Below are 13,701 nucleotides of genomic sequence, written 5' to 3'. Positions count from 1 at the left end.
TCCGGCGCCGCACAGTTGAACGCGGCGGGAGCCAGCTGGATGCTGCGACCCGTGATCTCGGCCAGAGGCGCGTACTGCAGGTTGGTCAGGCCGGCACCCTCGGCACCGGGGAGGGAGAAGTTCCACAAGCCCCGCTTGCGAGCCTCGGCCTGCAGGTCCTTCAGGACGGCCGGCGGCTCCCAGCTGTCAGCCTTGATCGCTGCCTGCATCTGCTCGTGAGCCAGGGCCTCGGCGGGGTAGACGTGCTCGTCCATGAAGGCCTCGACCTGCCCGATGAGGTCCCGTGTCCTGCTGTCGTAGCCGAACTCCATCTCACTCACCTGCCATGACGTAGACGACCTCGGCGATGCAGACGGGTTTGTCCGCTCCTTCGCGCTCAATCACGAAGTTGACTATCCCCTGGGTGCCGATCGGGATGTCGGCGGTCTCCTTGAGGGTCGCGGTCGCGCGCAGACGGGAGTTGACGGGGACAGGACTGGGGAAACGGATCTTGTTGGCGCCGTAGTTCATGCCGAAGGCGAGACCGTTGATGGAGTAGATCTGCTCGGCGAAGACCGGCAGCAGCGACAGTGTGAGGTAGCCGTGCGCGATGGTGCCGCCGAACGGGCCGGTCGCCGCCCGCTCGGGGTCGACGTGGATCCACTGATGGTCGCCGGTCGCGTCCGCGAAGGTGTTGATCTGCTCCTGCGTGACCGTGAGCCAGTCGCTCGTCCCCAGCTCCTCACCGGCAGCCGCCTTGAAGTCGTCGAGACTGTCGAACACACGGGTCATGCGGAACCTCCGGTTGGTAAGCGCTTGCTTAGTTCGCACACTAGCCCGAACACGGTGCACCGCGCCAGAGCAGTCATTGCCCGTCGGCCCCGTCAGGTCGAGAGGTGGGCAATCACGGGGACGAGGCCGAGGAGCGCTGAAACGGCGAGGCCGGCGCGGTCGAGGCGGGTCCAGGTGGCGGGCTCGGCCCAGGTCCGATCCTGCGCCGAGGCAAATCCTCGGGAGTCCATCGCGATCGCGGACCTCGTCGCGCCGCGCATCGCGTGCACCAGCAGGGCGAACGACATGCCCCGCACCCAGCGGACGTTGGTCAGCGGGTTGCGGGTCGTGCCGATTCCTCGCACCCGTCGGGTGCGCTCCAGCTGGGTCCACGCGTGCCCGAAGGCCGCGAAGCGCTGCAGCGAGGCCGAGAAGGCCGCCACCGGACGGGCCGGCAGGTGCAGGGTCTGCGCGAGGTGGTCGCCGAGCCGGGCCGGGTCAAGGTAGCCGATCGCGACCGAGCCGGGCCACGCGAGCACGATGAGCCGAAGCCCCTGCACGAGCGCAGGCTCGATCCCGCCGCTGCCGAGCCGCCACGTCGAGTAGACGACCGTCACCGCACCGAACAGCGAGAAGCCGAGGCAGACCAGCGGGAACCGCCACGACGGCAGCAACACGAGCGCGACCAGCCCGTACGCCGCGAGGGCAACAGCGGCGGTCGTCAGATCACGGACGAAGAACGAGCCGAGCAGCGAGAAGCCACCGACGGCCAGCAGGACCAGCGGATTGACCCGCGTCACGGCCGTCCTCACGCGACGGACCCTGCCGCCATGGCTACGCGGAGGTCAGCCGGCAGGTCGTCGTCGTGGGTCGACACCCCGACAGCAGCGCCCTCGCGTGCCGCCGCGACGATCCACCCGGCGACGGCCGCCCACGTGTGACGGTCCTGGCCGACGGTCGGCTCGTCGAGGAGCACGAGTCCCGGGCGGTGCACCAGCGCTGCCGCCAGTGCCAGTCGGCGCTGCTCGCCGCCGGACAGACGATAGGGGTTCGTCGTGCCGAGATGTCCCAGTCCGAGCGTCTCCAGGACAGCCATGACGTCGATATCGCGACCCACGACACCGGCGGTGAGAGCCATTTCCTGCCCCACGTCGGTAGTCACGAATCCGTGCTCGGGGACCTGCGGAACCCAGCCGACGTCGCGAGCGAGGTCGCGGCTGCGCCGACGCCGTAGGTCGGGGATCGCCCGGCCGTCCGTCGGACCGATCAATCCTCCGAGCACCGCCAGGGCTGTCGACTTGCCCGCTCCACTGGGACCGACGAGTGCCGTGCACTGTCCCGCGGTGAGCGCGAGGTCGACACCGTCGAGGGCGCGCGTCCGCTGGAGGCCGCGCAGTGTGCGCGTCACGAGGTCGACCCCGACCCGCTCGAGGCGGGGCTCGAGGACCTTGCCGGCGGGGCTCACCAAACGGGACGGGACGTCGAGCGGGACCGGTGCCGGAAGGCCCGGCATCCACAACCCGTCCGGTGGAGGGCCGGCAAGGAAGCTCGCGACCGATCCGTCGTGCACGATGCCGGCGCCGCCGCCTGCGAGCACGATGACGCGGTCGACGTGCTCCAGCCACGGCTCGAAGCGGTGCTCGACCACGATGAGGGTGCGCCCCCCGGCGACGTTGAGCACCGCGTCGCGCACGGTGGCCGCAGTCGGAGCATCCAGCATCGACGTCGGTTCGTCGAGCAGCAGGACGTCCGGGGCAAGGGCCAGCACACCTGCGAGGGCGAGCCGCTGTGACTCACCACCGGACAGGGCCGACGTGAGATGGTCGCGTCCGTACGGCAGGGCGACCGCCTCGAGCGCCGCGTCGACGCGACGCCAGATCTCATCGCGCGACAGCCCGAGGTTCTCGGGTCCGAACGCCACATCGCGCCCGACGCGGTCGGCGACCACGGCGTCGGCGAAGCCTTGGGGGAGCAGACCCAGCCGACCGCCGACCTCCGCGAGCCCCTCGGACGTGCCGGCGATGGTGCTGCCCAACGCACCCGCCAGGGCGTGCAGGAGCGTGCTCTTGCCGGCGCCGCTCACGCCCAGCAACAGGACGCGCTCGCCTGCCTCGACATGCAGGTCGAGGTCTCGGACGACCGGCTCACGACGACCCAGTGGGCGCCAGGTGAACCCGGCGAACCGCACCTCACCCCGTGGGGCGAGAGGCATCTACTGCTCGTCGGCCGCGTCTCGTCCGGGGCCGAAGGCATCGAGCACCCCGGTCTGCGCGAGGGCCCGGACCAGCAGCCACCCGCCGATGCCGGCAACGACGATGCCGGACAGGGTCAGGAATCCGAGGTGGGCCAGCTTGTAGCCGAAGTCCCACTCCGCGGTGAACGGCTGCGTCCACTCGTAGAACGCCTCGATGATCGCTGCGCCCGCGCCCGCAGCCATCGCGACGACGACCCCGAAACGCTTGTAGAAGACCGCGAGGAAGATCAGCTCGGCGCCGAGGCCCTGGAAGAGCCCGGAGGCGAAGACCGTCCACCCCCACTCGGTGCCACCGATGACGACCGTGGACACCGCGGCGGCCAGGAACTCCGTCGCGAACGCGGCACCGGGCTTGCGGATGATCAGGCCGCCGATGACGCCCGCGGCGAGCCAGGGGCCTGCCAGCAGCGCAGCCGACGGGGGGAAAGAGAAGACAGCCAGGCCGCTGAGCGGCGCGTAGAGCTTGCCCCATCCCCAGAAGATGACGCCGAAGGCAACGGCGAGCGTCGTCATCGTGACGAGGTCGATCGTGCGGTAGCGCGCGCCGAACCTCGTGGTCGATGTGGACGTCTTGGCAGAGTTCATCGTGACTCCCTTCGCCGGTACTAACCGGGGCAGGTTCAAGGGTCTGCGGCTGGTCCGCACTCTCAGCGCCTCTGCGTTGGCGCTCCCCTGTCGTGGTGGCTCGACTCTACCCTTCGGTTCCGTCGAGCAGGTAGAGACGTTCGAACATTGTGGCCGTCGCGCGGGCTGACGGCGTGCCGACGTCGGGGTCTGCGCCGGCGGCAACGAGGAGACGGACGACCTCGTCCTCACCCTTGAAGATCGCGCCTGCCAGGGGGCTCTGCCCGCGGTCGTTGAGCCGGTCGGTGTCGGCGCCCCGCTCGAGCAGCGCGGCAACCGTGTCGGCCTGGCCGTGGTAGGCGGCGAGCATCAGCAGCGTGTTGCCCGAAGCGTCCGTCATGTCGACCGGCACGCCCTTGTCGACGTAGGGAGCCAGCGTCTCGGCACCCCCCTCCCGGGCCAGGTCGAACATGCGGTGGGCGAGCTCGACGAGTCGCGGATCGAGGTCAGACATGGGTACGAGACTAGGCGCGGCCGACGGACATCCACACCTGTGGTCACGACCCTGCTGTCATCGCCCGGTGAGGCGGTCGCCCAGTCGAGCCAGCCGACTTGGCCGGGACAACCCGCCGCCCTCGCGCCGGTCTGCCTCCCGATAGAGCCCGTACATCGCCCGCACCCCCAGCCAGCGCAGTGGCTCGGGCTCCCACCGGCGGACGGATCGGTTGACCCACGGCAGCCGTACAAGGTCGGTGTCGCGGCCGAGCACGAGGTCGGCGAGGGTGCGCCCGGCCAGGTTGGTCGTGGTGAGGCCGCTACCGACATAGCCACCGGCCCAGCCGAGGCCCGTGGACGAGGTGAAGGAGACGCTCGCGCACCAGTCCCTCGGCACGCCGAGCACGCCGCACCATGCATGGTCGATTCGCGTCTGCGTCGTGGCCGGGAACATCCCGTGCAGGATCTGCGTCAGCGAGTCGATGGTCCAGCCCTGCGTCTGCCCGTCGACGTCGGTGTGCGACCCGAACCTGTAGGGGATGCCACGGCCGCCGAGGGCGATACGGCCGTCGGCGGTGCGCTGGGCGTAGCAGTAGGCGTTCGCGCTGTCGCCGAGCAGCTCGGAACCCTGCCAACCGATCGCCTCCCAGACGTCATCCGGAAGCGGCTCGGTGACGATCATCGCGGAGTTCATCGGCAGCCACGTGCGTCGCTGCCCCGGGATGCCGGCGGTGTAACCCTCGAGGCACCGAAGGATGCGCGGCGCCCGGACCCGCCCTCGGGACGTCGTGACGACGCCGGCCTCGATGCGGTCGGCACGGGTCTGCTCGAGGATGCGGACGCCGCGACGTTCGGCAGCCGCGGCGATGCCCTGCACCAGCTTGGCCGGGTGCACGCGCGCGCAGTGCGGGCTGAAGGTCGCTCCGAGTGCTCCGTCGACGACGAGCCGTCCGGTGAGCTCGGTGGCGGTCAGCTCGCGTTGATGGCTCTCGCCGACGCCCCACGCCGCATCGCTCCTCAGCCCCTCGTGCATCCGCGTCAGCTGCGCCGGCGTCCGGGCCACATACAGGACGCCAGCCTTGACTATGTCGGCATCGACACCCTCGGCAGAGCACACCCCGATGACCTCGTCGACCGCCTCCTCCATGGCCGTGACGAGTGCTCGTACGCCCTCGGCGCCGTGGGTCGCGGCGTACCGCTCCTTGCTGCCTGACAGCTCGGCCGAGAGCCAACCACCGTTGCGTCCCGATGCGCCGAAGCCCGCGAACTCTGCCTCGAGCACCACGATGTCGAGGCTCGGGTCGAGCATGGCCAGGTAGTAGGCGGTCCAGAGCCCGCTCAGGCCCGCCCCGACGATGCAGACGTCGCAGTCGAGGTCGCCATCGAGGGCCGGCCGCGGCTCCGGGATGCCGATCTGCTGCCACCAGAAGGACACTCCGCCGTTGGCGACGCCGTCGTCGGTCCGGGCGGCATAAGAGCGGGTCATGTGCCCATGCTGCCACCCAGGCACCGGTCTACGGTGAGGCATGAGCACCGCCGAGGACTTCCTCTTGCTGGTCACCGATCCCGACAGCGGCAGGGCCCGCGTCGGGTCGATGAAGTCCGACGCCGTGTTCGGTGGTGCGATCCTCTTCGATCTCGTCGCCGCTGGACGACTCGCGCTCGACGCCGCGGGACGCAAGCCACGCGTCGTGGTGGTCGACTACGCGAGGGTCGACGACCCCGTCGTGCAGGCTGCCTTCGAACGCGTGCGCAATCGCGGACGCCAGACACCGCAGAGCACCGTGACACAGCTCGGCAAGAAGGCCCGGCAGCACCTCTATGCCGCTCTCACCGCCAAGGGCTCTGTGCGCCCTCGCCACGAGAAGGCGCTCGGGCTCTTCCCGCTGACCCGTCACGACATCCTCGACACCGGGCGGCGCGACAACCTCCTCGCCCGGGTGCGGGCGGTCCTCCTCCTCGACCAGCCCGCAGATGCGGAGACCGGCCCCCTGGTGGGCCTGCTCGCAGCCGCCGACCTCACCACACTGTTCGTCGACAAGGCCGACCGCAAGAAAGCCAAGGCCCGGGCCAAGATCGTCGCCGAGGGCGACTGGGCCAGCGAGGGTGTGCGCGACGCCATCCAGGCAGCACAGGGTGCGATGACCGCGGCGATCGTCGGCGCGTCGATCGTCGGGACTGCCGGCGGCTAGGGCTCGCTGCGCGTCGAAGTCGGGGATCCACCGCACCACCAGGCGCCCGGTGCCTCAATTGGCCTTCTCCTTGGAGGTGGAAGGGATGAACTCCATCTCCGCAACGTCGGCCCGTTAGATCCACTGGCCGTTCGGTCACATCGTCTCGGATCACATGTTCTTGGGCGCAGCCCCAGCCGTTCTCAGTGTTCTCTCAACGTCGAACGGCGAGAATGGCACGGGGATCAACGAAGAGGTGCGCGGTGCGGCTGGCGATCGCTGGGGAGATCGACGCGCACGACATGGTGGTCATCTCGGCCTGTGTGCTCGCGCCTGGGGGCGGTGACGAGACGACCCGACTCGCTGAGACGATGAATCCCGTGCTTGGACGCCTGCAGGCCGGAAGCGATGCGCAGCGCCGGTTCGTCGGAGACCCGCACCACTCTGCTCGCTCAGCACGCAACCTCACGAATGACGGAGCCCAGCATGCCCGGGATCGTGTTGACCCACGCCTGCACGGGGACTCGGTCACGGTGACCATCGACGTCGGCCACGACGGTCCCCGAACTCCGCCGGCTGACCGCGCCCGTGGCTGCCCGTGACGTTCCTCGCGCGCAGCACGCGTCCCCTTCAGCCGACCCGTGCGTCCGATTCGATCACCGAGCCGCCTCGCGTTCCCCGCGTCCTGCACGCCCGGCGCCTCACCGTTGTCGCCCTGGCCGCGATCATTCTGCTCATTATCGGGTTCAGCGCGTCTTTCGGACGCGCACAGCCGATTGGGAGCTACCGCCCCGACCTGCCCCCTCCGGCCCTGACGAACGGTTGCCGGCCGCTGCCCGACGGCGTGGCCTTCGCGTTCCCACACCAAGTGCGTTCGGACGGTGATGTCGGGCCGGCTGGTCACGAACGACGACGACTGGTGATGCAGTACGACCTGATCGACGCCGACGCCGTGCGGCGAAAGGTCACGGAAGCTTTCCTCTCCGCCGGCTTCGTCCAGGCAAAGCCCCCGAGCCCCGGGGGCCTGGTCCTGACCGAGCGCGGTGTGGGCCGGGTGGGCATCAAGGTGACTGCCCTCAAGGGGGTCCCGGAGACCTCGATCGTCCGCGGCACTCTCGTGCTCGACCTACCGGTCTCAGAGCTGACGTCGCACGGCCCCGCGTGTTCGCAGCCCTACTCGACCAAGCAATTCCCCCCTCAGTGGGACACCAACTCATGACCATCCCCGTCGTCCGCGGGCAGGCACGTCGGCCACGGGCCGACATGGTGCTGGCCCTGCTCCTCGCGACCCATGTCGTGTTGAAGGTCGTGGTCTTCCCGCTGGTGGCAGGCGCCCCGTTGGAAGGAGACGAGGCGGCGTACGTCGACGGGGGCCGGGCCCTGTCGAACCTGGTCCGCGATCTCTCCTCCTTCGGACCCGTGGACATGGAGGAGCTGCGCCGGAACGTGGTGGGCAGCGGCTGGTTCATGCCCGGCATGTCCGTTGTGCTGACGCCGCTCTTCGTGATCGATCCTGACTCTTCGGTGATCGTGATCCGGGCGTACCTCGGCGTCCTCTCCAGCCTGTTGCTGGTACTGACTGCTCTGACTGTGCGGCGAGAGCTCGGCGACCTGTACGCCGGCGCCCTCCTGGTGTTTCCCGGACTGGTCCCGACGTGGCTGTTGTTCTCCTACAGTGCGTGGGGCGACCTCTGGGCCGGCCTCCTGATACTGGTGCTCGTCACGCACCTGATCGCGATCATGCGTCGCCTCAGAGACGGGAGATCGCCAGACTTGCGACAAGGAACGCTGCTGGGGCTGATCGCCATCGCGGCTGTCTACTTCCGTTCCAGCGCGACTCTGCTGGTGTTCGGCATGCTCATCATGATCGGGGCGTCCACGGTCCTGCTCCTGCGCGGACGCGAGCGCTCTCGCGGTCTGCAGTTCCTGGGCAGCGCGATTGCCGTCTTCGTCATGGTTCTCCTGCCCTGGTCCACGTTCGCCTCGCAGACTCTGGATGCACGAGTCGTCACGACCACCTCGGTCCCAATCGTCCTGGCCAACACGTTCGGCGACACTGACCGGGTGTGCTTCGGCACGTGCGACCCGGGCAGCACCATCTGGTTCAGCCCCCTCCGGTACTCCCGCGAGGTCGCCCGGGCGACCGGACGCAGCGAGGTCGAGGTGCAGCAGCAGATGTCGGCATATGCACGCACCAGAGTCACGCCCCAGAGCTACACGCGCGAAGTGCTGAGCAACCTCGGCCGGTACACGCTGCATCCGGGAGGCTTCGCCTCATCCCTGCGGTCCCACGGGGCCAACGCCACGGGCGTGGCGGTGTCGGTCGCGATCACCGTTGTCATGTTCTTCGCGATGCTGGCCATCGTGGTCGCGATGATGCTGGCCGTCCTTCGCAAGTCCTTCGACCAGCAGGTGGTCAGCATCGCTCTCAAGCTCGGGCTCGGTGCGCTGCTCGCCCAGCCTCTCGTCCACCTCACCGGCTCGCGCTACTGGACGACCGCAGCTCCCCTGTCCGCCCTCGCTGCGGGATTGTTCATCCAGGTGCTGCGAGCGCGCCACCTGGCGAACAGCCCTGATGACACGTCGCGTCCCACGCCAACGGCTGCCTCCTCAACTGACCGGTCGGCCAACAGAGCCACTCTCAGCCGAAGTCTGAATGTCACCCAGATTGCCTTGGTGGCAGCCACCGTTCTGATCGCACTCGTGGTGTTGACGCTTTCTCGGTGAAACGGCCGGCCGAACAGCGGCGTCCGAGCAGCGGCGTCCGAGCAGGCCACGACCCACCAGATTCCGCCTACGGGAACCGTGTTTCTGCGCGGCTACATGACCTCGCGACCAGCCATGGGCGAGGATGTTGCCCATGCCTTCGGTTCGCACCCCTGATCCCAACCCGGGCTGGCTCCCGGATTTCGCTCTCGAGGAGACCCGGGCACGTGTCCCGATCCTCTACGTCGAGGCGGTTCCTGTCCGCGTCAACTCGCTCGGCCAGGTCGAGTCGGTCGGCGTGCTTCTGCGCGGGTCGTCCACGACCGGCGCCATGACGCGCACGCTGGTATCCGGACGCGTCATGCATGGCGAGTCGGTCCGTGAGGCGCTGCTTCGCAACCTCGAGAAGGATCTGGGCCCCACCGCGTTTCCCCAGCTGCCGACCACCACCGTGCCCTTCTCGGTGGCCGAGTACTTCCCGATGCCCGGCCTGTCGCCGCTGCACGACCCGCGCCAGCACGCCGTTGCACTGGCCTATGTCGTGCCTGTCACCGGCGACTGCAACCCTCGACACGATGCTCTCGAGCTGACCTGGCTGACGCCGCTCGAGGCAGCTTCGGCGGAGGTGCTCGGAGACATGGAGGGCGGTCGGGGCTGGCTTCTCAAGCAGGCGCTGGCATCGGTCGGCGCGCTGCCCTGACGGTGCTCGTGCCACTGACCTCCAGCACTGGCCACACTCACCGGCAAGGCTTCTTCGAGCGGCTCGGCTGTACCGCATGCCACGTGGGCGTGGAGAAGAACCTCTGACGGTCGTCGACCTGTGAGAGGGTGCGTATCCTAGATCCTGAGACAATTCGTATCAGGATATGGACACGATGGTGAGCGAGTGGTGACGAGCAACCGGAGGATTCCTCACCGTTGGGTCATGCTCGCCGTCTCGATGATCGGCCAGATCGCCGGCACGATCTTCGTCAACGGTGCACCCTTCCTGATCCCGTACCTGCACCTCGAGCGCGGCCTGAGCCTCGTCGAGGCCGGCACCATCGCCGCTGCGCCGCTGGCCGGCACGATGGTGGCGCTCGTTGCCTGGGGCTTGGTCGTCGATCGCATCGGCGAGCGTGCCTCGATGACCGCAGGTCTCGTGATCGTCACGATCGCCGCGCTCGGTGCCAGCCTCAGCCCGTCGCTGCTCGGGCTCGGGGTCTGGTTCTTCGTGGGGGGCATCGGCGCAGCGAGCGCCAACTCGGCCAGCGGACGCGTCGTCGTCGGATGGTTTCCCGCCAATCGGCGCGGCACCGCGATGGGCATCCGGCAGACCGCTCTCCCCCTTGGCGTCGGCATCTCGGCACTCGTGGTGTCGAACCTCGTCGACGCCCGTGGACTCGCCACCACGATGACCGTCATCGCAGCGATCTGCGCCATCGCCACCCTGCTCGCCGCGACCCTGATCGTCGACCCGCCCCGGCCCAACCGCACGGAGGCAGCTGATCTCGGACACCTCGCGAATCCGTACACGCGTGACAACCGGCTCTGGCGCATCCACCTGGCGTCGGCACTGCTCGTGGTGCCGCAGTTCACCGTCTGGACGTACATGCTGGTCTGGCTCATCGACGACAGGGGCTGGTCGACATTCGCCGCCAGCGCGCTTCTCGCCGCGACCCAGGTCCTGGGCGCAGCCGGACGCATCGGTGCGGGTTGGTGGTCCGATCGGGTCGGCAGCCGTCTCGGCCCGATGCGCACCGTCGCCATCGTCGCCGCCGCAACGATGCTCGCGCTCGGGCTGCTGTCCAGCACCCCACTGGCGGTGTCGCTCATCGTCATTGCCACAGCGGTCACCGTCGCCGACAACGGGCTGGCCTTCACCTCGGTCGCCGAGATCGGAGGGCCGTACTGGTCGGGACGGGCCATGGGGCTGCAGAACACCGGGCAGTACGTTGCGTCGGCCCTCGTCCCTCCGCTGGTGGGTGCAGTCGTCGCCGGGCAGGGTTACGGATTTGCGTTTGCCGCGGTCGCGTTGTTCCCCCTGCTGGCCATTCCCCTGGTGCCGGTGCGGGGTGAGCACCTCCACGACACCGTGTGACATGCACTTCACCGCCCGGGGCTTTGGCTCCCCCGACCCAGCACGGAGACTCGCGACCGGATAATGTCAGCCCTACTGTCAGGGTCGTTTCACAGGAGAATTGGGGCCTTCATGCAGGTTGTCGCGATCACTTTGTCGATCATCTTCACTGCCATCGCACTGCCGTTGACCACGCTTGCCGTCCGGAGCATGGTCAGAGTCTTGCGCACCGGGCAGCCCGTGATCGGTCGGCGCGACAAACCACTCAAGCGAACCGTCAACATGGCGGTCGAGACGTTCGGTCACACGCGCATGATGCAGAAGCGCTGGGTCGGCATCATGCACTGGTTCGTCTACGCGGCTTTCATCCTCCTGAGCACGGCAGTCCTGCAGGGCTACTTCCAGTTGTTCAACCCTGACTTCGCCTTCCCCCTGATCGGCCACTTCTATCTCTACGAATGGGTCGCCGAGGCCCTCGGCCTGCTCAGCACGATTGGCATCATCTTCCTGATCGCTGTGCGGCAGCTCAACCACCCGCGCTCGCAGGGTCGCAAATCACGATTCTTCGGCTCGACGTTCTGGCAGGCCTACTTCGTCGAGCTCATGGTCCTGCTCGAAGGCGCGGCCATCCTGTTCATCCGTGGCGCGGAGTACAAGCTCATCGAGCTGCACCACGGCGGCGAGAACGGCGGCAGAGCCCATTTCCCGCTCAGCTCGTACGTCGGCGACGCCCTGTACCCCGACGGCAAGGGCTCGCTCGAGGACGTCATCTTCTTCGTCGCGATGTTCAAGATCGTCCTGGCGATGGTCTGGCTCATCGTGATCGCCCGCAATCTTACGATGGGCATCGCGTGGCATCGCTTCACGGCCTGGCCCAACATCTGGTTCAAGCGTGAGTCCGACGGCAGCACCGCCCTCGGCGGACTGCAGCCCATCTACATCAAGGGCAAGGCCCTCGACCTCGAAGACATGGATGAGCTCGAGGAAGAGGACTTCGCCAAGCTCGGCGTCGGCAAGGTCGAGGACTTCACCTGGAAGGGCATTCTCGACTTCACGACGTGCACCGAGTGCGGACGTTGCCAGAGCCAGTGCCCTGCCTGGGCCACGGACAAGCCGCTCTCACCCAAGCTGCTCATCATGGGCCTGCGCGAGCACGCGTACGCCAAGGCACCGCTCCTCGCCCTGTCCGAGGAGGAGCAGAGCAAGCTCAGCGACGAGGAGAAGCGAGAGCTCGAGCGTCCCCTGATCGGCGACTCCGAGATGTATGGAGTCATTGACCCCGACGTGCTCTGGTCGTGCACCAACTGCGGCGCGTGCGTGCAGCAGTGCCCCGTTGACATCGAGCACGTCGACCACATCGACGACATGCGTCGCTTCCAGGTGCTCGTCGAGTCGAACTTCCCGGCCGAGCTCAACAACATCTTCAAGGGTCTCGAGCGCAAGGGGAACCCGTGGGGCATGGACCCCAAGGGCCGCATGGACTGGGCCAAGAAGCTCGACTTCGAGGTCAAGCAGGTCGGCGTCGACGTCGAGGACCTCGACGAGGTCGAGTGGCTCTTCTGGGTCGGCTGCGCCGGTGCGTTCGAAGATCGTGCCAAGAAGACCACGCAGGCTGTCGCCGAGCTGCTCGACATGGCGGGCGTGTCGTTCGCGGTGCTGGGTGACGGCGAGACCTGCACGGGTGACCCGGCCCGTCGCGCCGGCAACGAGATCGTCTTCCAGCAGCTCGCGATGCAGAACGCCGAGGTCTTCAAGGAGACCAAGGTCAAGAAGGTCGTCTCGACCTGCGCACACTGCTTCAACTCGCTCAAGAACGAGTACGCCGAGTTCGGCGTCGAGCTCGAGGTCGTCCACCACACGCAGCTGCTGAACCGGCTCGTGCGCGAGGGCCGTCTCACGCCGATCGCCCCCGATGACCCGTCCGTCGAGAAGAAGAAGATCACCTACCACGACCCGTGCTTCCTCGGTCGTCACAACAAGGTCTATGAGCCGCCGCGGGAGCTGCTGCAAGTCATCCCCGGTGCCGAGTTCACCGAGATGCCGCGCAACACCGAGAAGTCGTTCTGCTGTGGCGCCGGGGGTGCCCGGATGTGGATGGAGGAGTCGCTCGGCTCGCGCATCAACGTCAACCGCACGGAGGAGGCCATCGCGACCGGCGCCGACCAGATCGCGGTCGGCTGCCCGTTCTGCCGCATCATGATGTCCGACGGGCTCACCCTCAAGCAGTCCGAGGGCGCTGCCCGCGAGGAGGTCGAGGTGCTCGACGTCGCGCAGCTGCTGCTCGCGGGCGTCAAGCGCGGACCGTCGGCGGCTGACGCAGACGCCGGCATCGCCGAGGCAACCACGACCGCCGCGTCCGCCGCCGGGGACGGTGGCGGTGGAGCGAGCGATGCCGACAAGGCCGTTGCCGCCGCCCACAACATCGCCATCGACGACAAGGGCTCGGCCACCGGAGGCCAGGGTGGCGCGCCCCGCGCCGATGTCGCCGAAGCCTCGGAGTCGACGCCGGACCCAGTGCCGGTCGAGGCCCCCGAGTCAGAGGCCAAGGACGATCCGGCCGAGGAGTCCGAGCCGAACCCCGCCGATGCGGCCGACCCCGACTCGATCACCAAGTCCGAGGACGCCGCGGCAGCCGCCCACGCCACTGAAGCCACTGCTTCCAGCGACGACGAGGCCCACCCTGTCGAGGAAGTCGAGGCTGT

The 13,701-nt window shown here is 68.3% G+C and carries 13 protein-coding genes, 1 pseudogene and 1 riboswitch; of the genes and pseudogenes, 7 read left to right on the top strand and 7 right to left on the bottom strand.

From position 1 onward, the window contains the following. The 7 genes and pseudogenes from H7290_RS15470 to H7290_RS15440 all read right to left on the bottom strand — a co-directional run. Positions 1 to 311 (bottom strand): annotated as a pseudogene (locus tag H7290_RS15470) (acyl-CoA dehydrogenase); the annotation flags it as partial. Between the two features lies 1 nt (position 312). Next, positions 313 to 771, bottom strand: a complete 459-nt coding sequence (locus H7290_RS15465) for a MaoC family dehydratase (RefSeq protein WP_290514915.1) — start codon at positions 769 to 771, stop codon at positions 313 to 315. Between the two features lie 92 nt (positions 772 to 863). After that, entirely contained in the window at positions 864 to 1,562 is a 699-nt protein-coding gene (locus H7290_RS15460) for an energy-coupling factor transporter transmembrane protein EcfT (protein ID WP_290514914.1), read from the bottom strand. Next, a complete protein-coding gene (locus tag H7290_RS15455; RefSeq protein ID WP_290514913.1) occupies positions 1,559 to 2,962 on the bottom strand; it encodes an ATP-binding cassette domain-containing protein in 1,404 nt (467 codons plus the stop codon). Before H7290_RS15455 ends, H7290_RS15460 begins: the two co-directional genes overlap by 4 nt. Further along, positions 2,963 to 3,589 (bottom strand): ECF transporter S component, encoded by a 627-nt coding sequence (locus H7290_RS15450; RefSeq protein ID WP_290514912.1) that lies wholly within the window; start codon positions 3,587 to 3,589, stop codon positions 2,963 to 2,965. Beyond that, positions 3,579 to 3,688, bottom strand: a riboswitch (TPP riboswitch). Its footprint overlaps the gene before it by 11 nt. 7 nt (positions 3,689 to 3,695) lie before the next feature. Then, positions 3,696 to 4,082 carry an ankyrin repeat domain-containing protein gene (locus H7290_RS15445; protein ID WP_290514911.1) on the bottom strand — a complete coding sequence of 129 codons (387 nt, stop codon included), beginning with the start codon at positions 4,080 to 4,082 and terminating at the stop codon, positions 3,696 to 3,698. A gap of 57 nt (positions 4,083 to 4,139) precedes the next feature. Further along, positions 4,140 to 5,549 (bottom strand): FAD-binding oxidoreductase, encoded by a 1,410-nt coding sequence (locus tag H7290_RS15440; protein WP_290514910.1) that lies wholly within the window; start codon positions 5,547 to 5,549, stop codon positions 4,140 to 4,142. 40 nt (positions 5,550 to 5,589) lie between these two features. Here H7290_RS15440 and H7290_RS15435 point away from each other — a divergent pair, with 40 nt between their 5' ends. The 7 genes from H7290_RS15435 to H7290_RS15405 all read left to right on the top strand — a co-directional run. Next, positions 5,590 to 6,255 (top strand): GPP34 family phosphoprotein, encoded by a 666-nt coding sequence (locus tag H7290_RS15435; protein ID WP_290514909.1) that lies wholly within the window; start codon positions 5,590 to 5,592, stop codon positions 6,253 to 6,255. A gap of 242 nt (positions 6,256 to 6,497) precedes the next feature. Next, positions 6,498 to 6,836, top strand: a complete 339-nt coding sequence (locus tag H7290_RS15430) for a hypothetical protein (RefSeq protein ID WP_290514908.1) — start codon at positions 6,498 to 6,500, stop codon at positions 6,834 to 6,836. Further along, positions 6,833 to 7,453, top strand: a complete 621-nt coding sequence (locus H7290_RS15425) for a hypothetical protein (protein ID WP_290514907.1) — start codon at positions 6,833 to 6,835, stop codon at positions 7,451 to 7,453. Before H7290_RS15430 ends, H7290_RS15425 begins: the two co-directional genes overlap by 4 nt. Then, positions 7,450 to 8,961, top strand: a complete 1,512-nt coding sequence (locus H7290_RS15420) for a hypothetical protein (protein ID WP_290514906.1) — start codon at positions 7,450 to 7,452, stop codon at positions 8,959 to 8,961. The genes H7290_RS15425 and H7290_RS15420 overlap by 4 nt, the downstream gene beginning before the upstream one ends. A gap of 133 nt (positions 8,962 to 9,094) precedes the next feature. Further along, complete coding sequence (locus H7290_RS15415) at positions 9,095 to 9,640, top strand: NUDIX hydrolase family protein (protein WP_290514905.1); 546 nt, start codon at positions 9,095 to 9,097, stop codon at positions 9,638 to 9,640. Positions 9,641 to 9,865: 225 nt separating this feature from the next. Continuing rightward, positions 9,866 to 11,020 (top strand): MFS transporter, encoded by a 1,155-nt coding sequence (locus tag H7290_RS15410; RefSeq protein ID WP_290514904.1) that lies wholly within the window; start codon positions 9,866 to 9,868, stop codon positions 11,018 to 11,020. 111 nt (positions 11,021 to 11,131) lie between these two features. Continuing rightward, positions 11,132 to 13,701, top strand: a 2,570-nt coding sequence (locus tag H7290_RS15405) for a heterodisulfide reductase-related iron-sulfur binding cluster (RefSeq protein ID WP_290514903.1), incomplete at its 3' end; no start/stop codon positions are given.

The sequence above is a fragment of the Aeromicrobium sp. genome (assembly GCF_014378035.1).
Lineage (GTDB): Bacteria > Actinomycetota > Actinomycetes > Propionibacteriales > Nocardioidaceae > Aeromicrobium.
This window is presented reverse-complemented; position numbering and strand designations above follow the sequence as displayed.